Genomic DNA, 5,218 nt, shown 5'->3' on the forward strand with positions numbered 1-5,218 from the left:
ACCTGGCACGGAGCTATTGTCCCGCGGGGCGACCCCCGGAGTATCGTCGCCGCTGCAGCGTTTCACCTCTGAGTTCGGGATGGAGTCAGCGTGGTTCCACTGCGCTAACCGCACCAGGAAGCTTGTCAGGACAGTAACTCCTGAAGACTGCATACTCATGCCACTCTAAGCCATTATTGTTGAGGTCAAGCCCTCGGTCAGTTAGCACGCCTCGGCTACAAACATTACTGCTCTTCCACCTAGCGCCTATCAACAGGTGTTCTGCCTGTGACCTTACCTACTTTTGTAGTGAGAGCACTCATCTCGAGGTGGGCTTCCCACTTAGATGCTTTCAGCGGTTATCCACGCCGCACTTGGCTACCCAGCGTCTACCGTTGGCACGATAACTGGTACACCAGCGGTGCGTTCCTCCCGGTCCTCTCGTACTAAGGAGGACTCCTCTCAATGCTCTTGCGCCTGCACCGGATATGGACCGAACTGTCTCACGACGTTCTGAACCCAGCTCACGTACCGCTTTAATGGGCGAACAGCCCAACCCTTGGGACGTACTTCCGCCCCAGGTTGCGATGAGCCGACATCGAGGTGCCAAACCTCCGCGTCGATGTGAACTCTTGGCGGAGATCAGCCTGTTATCCCTAGAGTAACTTTTATCCGTTGAGCGACGGCCCTTCCACTCAGCGCCGTCGGATCACTAAGGCCGACTTTCGTCCCTGCTTGAGTTGTTGCTCTTGCAGTCAAGCTCCCTTTTTGCCTTTACACTCGCCGCACGATTTCCAACCGTGCTGAGGGAACCTTTGCGCGCCTCCGTTACCTTTTAGGAGGCGACCGCCCCAGTCAAACTGCCCACCTGAAACTGTTCCCGTGCCGGTCGACGGCTACAGGTTAGAATTCTAGCTTCGCCAGAGTGGTATCTCACCGTTGGCTCCCTACCCCCCACAAGGAGTAGTTCAACGCCTCCCACCTATCCTGCGCAAGCAAAGCCCGAACCCAATTCCAGGCTACAGTAAAGCTTCATAGGGTCTTTCTGTCCAGGTGCAGGTAGTCCGTATCTTCACAGACATTCCTATTTCGCCGAGTCTCTCTCTGAGACACCATCCAGATCGTTACGCCTTTCGTGCGGGTCGGAACTTACCCGACAAGGAATTTCGCTACCTTAGGACCGTTATAGTTACGGCCGCCGTTCACCGGGGCTTCGGTCGTCAGCTGCAGGATTGCTCCCTGACCAACTTCCTTAACCTTCCGGCACTGGGCAGGCGTCAGCCCCCATACGTCGTCATTCGACTTTGCGGAGACCTGTGTTTTTGGTAAACAGTCGCCTGGATCTCTTCACTGCGACCTACTCGCGTAGGCACCCCTTCTCCCGAAGTTACGGGGCCATTTTGCCGAGTTCCTTAGAGAGAGTTATCTCGCGCCCCTTGGTATTCTCAACCTCCCTACCTGTGTCGGTTTCGGGTACAGGTAACCATAAGTTAACGTGTTTAGAGCTTTTCTTGACAGCCTGACTACACCACTTCGGTGCCGTAGCACCTCGTACTCCCATCTCGGCTCAAAGCGTTTTCTCCGCCTCTCATCGCCTTGACTGGTTGAACCGGTAACCAACTTCCGGCTGGCTTTGCCTTCTGTGTCCCTCTGCACAACTTATGGTCAGTACGGGATTGTTCACCCGTTGTCCATCGACTACGCCGTTCGGCCTCGCCTTAGGTCCTGACTAACCCTCCGCGGACGAACCTGCCGGAGGAACCCTTAGGGTTTCGGGGCATTGGATTCTCACCAATGTTTTCGCTACTCAAGCCGACATTCTCACTTCCGCTTCGTCCACACCTGCTTGCCGCTAGTGCTTCTCCCTATCGCGGAACGCTCCCCTACCGATATGCAACATATCCCACAGCTTCGGTACGTCACTTAGCCCCGTTCATTTTCGGCGCAGGAGCGCTTGACCAGTGAGCTATTACGCACTCTTTCAAGGATGGCTGCTTCTAGGCAAACCTCCTGGTTGTCTTTGCACTCCCACCTCCTTTATCACTTAGTGACAATTTGGGGACCTTAGCTGGTGGTCTGGGCTGTTTCCCTCTCGACGATGAAGCTTATCCCCCACCGTCTCACTAGCTGCTTGCCGCCTGGTATTCAGAGTTTGTCTCGATTTGGTACCGCTCTCGCAGCCCGCACCGAAACAGTGCTTTACCCCCAGGCTTTCATTCACAGCCGCTGCGCCTCAACACATTTCGGGGAGAACCAGCTAGCTCCGGGTTCGATTGGCATTTCACCCCTAACCACACCTCATCCGCCGATTTTTCAACATCGGTCGGTGCGGACCTCCACTTGGTGTTACCCAAGCTTCATCCTGGACATGGTTAGATCACCCGGGTTCGGGTCTATAACGCGTGACAATAACAACGCCCTATTCAGACTCGCTTTCGCTTTGGCTTCGGCTGTTCACCTTAACCTGCCACTCGTTATAACTCGCCGGCTCATTCTTCAACAGGCACGCGGTCAGACGTTGAATCGTCCTTCCACTGCTTGCAGGCTGACGGTTTCATGTTCTATTTCACTCCCCTCCCGGGGTTCTTTTCACCTTTCCCTCGCGGTACTGTTTCGCTATCGGTCACGCAGTAGTATTTAGCCTTACGAGGTGGTCCTCGCTGATTCACACGGGATTCCTCGTGCCCCGTGCTACTCGGGATCCAGCTAGTATCGTTGCGCTTTCGACTACAGGACTTTCACCTTCTCTGGTGCAGCTTTCAACTGCTTCGTCTAACACTCAGATTCCATTTCGCTGTCCCACTACCCCAGAAGATGAATCTTCTGGTTTAGGCTCTTCCCCGTTCGCTCACCACTACTGAGGGAATCGAGTTTTCTTTCTTTTCCTCCAGCTACTAAGATGTTTCAGTTCGCTGGGTTCGCTCTTGCCGACCTATTGATTCAGTCGGTAGTCTATCGGGTTGCCCCATTCGGATATCTCCGGATCACTGCTTGCTTCCAACTCCCCGGAGCGTTTCGTCGGTTACCACGTCCTTCTTCGCCTCTGCGTGCCTAGGTATCCACCATCAGCCTTCTGTAGCTTGACCACTTTCTTTTCTTCAGTTAGTTGTCTTGTTGGCTTATTTTGGTTTTGTAACTTTGGCGCCACTGCGGCGCCGTTACATTCTACCTGCTATTTCTTTGGCATGATTATGCAGTTTTCAAGGTTCTGGCTGGCGATTCTCCAGCAGTTTGGCTTTGGTGCCGCTTGCTGAATTTTTCGCACCTTTTCTAGTCTAGCATCTCTCCCGTCAAGTCGCCACCTTCAAGCAGTTCGCTGCACCCACTTCCACTTCTTTAGGTGGGCCATCCTGGACTCGAACCAGGGACCTCACCCTTATCAGGGGTGCGCTCTAACCACCTGAGCTAATAGCCCTTGCTCGGTTTCGCTCCTCTGAACCAAACCAGAGTTTGAAAGCCACACATCTCGCCTCGACCGACCTCGGTTGACCTCACACAAGTTGCCTGAGCAACTCGTGTTGGGTAGGTCTCCCTAAAAAGGAGGTGATCCAGCCACACCTTCCGGTACGGCTACCTTGTTACGACTTCACCCCAGTCACCAGCCCTGCCTTCGGCGTCCCCCTCCTCGAAAGGTTAGGGTAACGACTTCGGGCGTGGCCAGCTTCCATGGTGTGACGGGCGGTGTGTACAAGGCCCGGGAACGTATTCACCGCCGTATGGCTGACCGGCGATTACTAGCGATTCCGCCTTCACGCAGGCGAGTTGCAGCCTGCGATCTGAACTGAGCCGTGGTTTCTGGGATTTGCTTGAATTCGCATTCTTGCTGCCCTTTGTCCACAGCATTGTAGTACGTGTGTAGCCCAGAGCGTAAGGGGCATGCTGACTTGACGTCATCCCCACCTTCCTCCGGTTTGTCACCGGCAGTCTTTCTAGAGTGCCCAACTTAATGCTGGCAACTAAAAACGAGGGTTGCGCTCGTTGCGGGACTTAACCCAACATCTCACGACACGAGCTGACGACAGCCATGCACCACCTGTGTTCCGGCTCCCGAAGGCACCCCCGCCTTTCAGCAGGGTTCCGGACATGTCAAGCCCTGGTAAGGTTCTTCGCGTTGCATCGAATTAAACCACATACTCCACCGCTTGTGCGGGCCCCCGTCAATTCCTTTGAGTTTCACACTTGCGTGCGTACTCCCCAGGCGGGATACTTAACGCGTTAGCTCCGGCACTGCTTGGGTCGATACAAGCAACGCCTAGTATCCATCGTTTACAGCTAGGACTACTGGGGTATCTAATCCCATTCGCTCCCCTAGCTTTCGTCCCTGAGTGTCAGTTATGGCCTAGCAGAGCGCTTTCGCCACCGGTGTTCTTCCTGATCTCTACGCATTTCACCGCTACACCAGGAATTCCCTCTGCCCCTACCATACTCTAGCTTCTCAGTTTCCACTGCCTGTTCGGAGTTAAGCCCCGACCTTTGACAGCAGACTTGAAATGCCACCTACGGACGCTTTACGCCCAATGATTCCGGATAACGCTTGCATCCTCCGTATTACCGCGGCTGCTGGCACGGAGTTAGCCGATGCTGATTCCTCAGGTACCGTCAGACCTTCTTCCCTGAGAAAAGGAGTTTACAACCCAAGAGCCTTCCTCCCCCACGCGGTATTGCTCCGTCAGGCTTTCGCCCATTGCGGAAAATTCCCCACTGCTGCCTCCCGTAGGAGTCTGGGCCGTGTCTCAGTCCCAGTGTGGCTGATCATCCTCTCAGACCAGCTACTGATCGTCGCCTTGGTAGGCTCTTACCCCACCAACTAGCTAATCAGACGCGAGCTCCCCTCAAGGCTATATCTACTTTCACCTCGCGGCATATCGGGTCTTAGCCACCGTTTCCAGTGGTTATCCCCGTCCTCAAGCCAGATTCTCACGCGTTACTCACCCGTCCGCCACTAAGTCCGAAGACTTCGTTCGACTTGCATGTGTTAAGCATACCGCCAGCGTTCATCCTGAGCCAGGATCAAACTCTCCGTTTGATTCCACAGAGTTTTGTCCTCGACTGCTACTTGCTTCGCAATCCGGACTCTTTTTTTTAGAGTTATTCTTGACGAAGACTTGATGTGCTTTCTTTGGCTTTCAAACTATCTTCTTTTCTTGGTTCGGTCGCCGCGCTGGAAGCCTTGTCGCTTGCCTCCCTCACCGGCGCTTTACTAATATATCTAACCTAAATCAATATTGTCAACCGGTTG

1 tRNA gene and 3 rRNA genes are annotated in these 5,218 nt (G+C 54.1%); all 4 read right to left on the reverse strand.

From position 1 onward, the window contains the following. Positions 1–118: ribosomal RNA gene (rrf, locus tag B1A85_RS23225) — 5S ribosomal RNA — on the reverse strand. Between the two features lie 63 nt (positions 119–181). Then, positions 182–3,065, reverse strand: a 23S ribosomal RNA gene (locus tag B1A85_RS23230). Positions 3,066–3,320: 255 nt separating this feature from the next. After that, positions 3,321–3,394: transfer RNA gene (locus tag B1A85_RS23235), tRNA-Ile, on the reverse strand. A 121-nt stretch (positions 3,395–3,515) separates the two neighbouring features. Further along, positions 3,516–5,005 (reverse strand): 16S ribosomal RNA (locus B1A85_RS23240). The 16S, 23S and 5S rRNA genes sit together here with 1 tRNA gene alongside, the layout of an rRNA operon. Positions 5,006–5,218: the final 213 nt, after the last annotated feature.

The organism is Chroococcidiopsis sp. TS-821 (genome assembly GCF_002939305.1).
Classification (GTDB): Bacteria; Cyanobacteriota; Cyanobacteriia; order Cyanobacteriales; family Chroococcidiopsidaceae; genus Chroogloeocystis.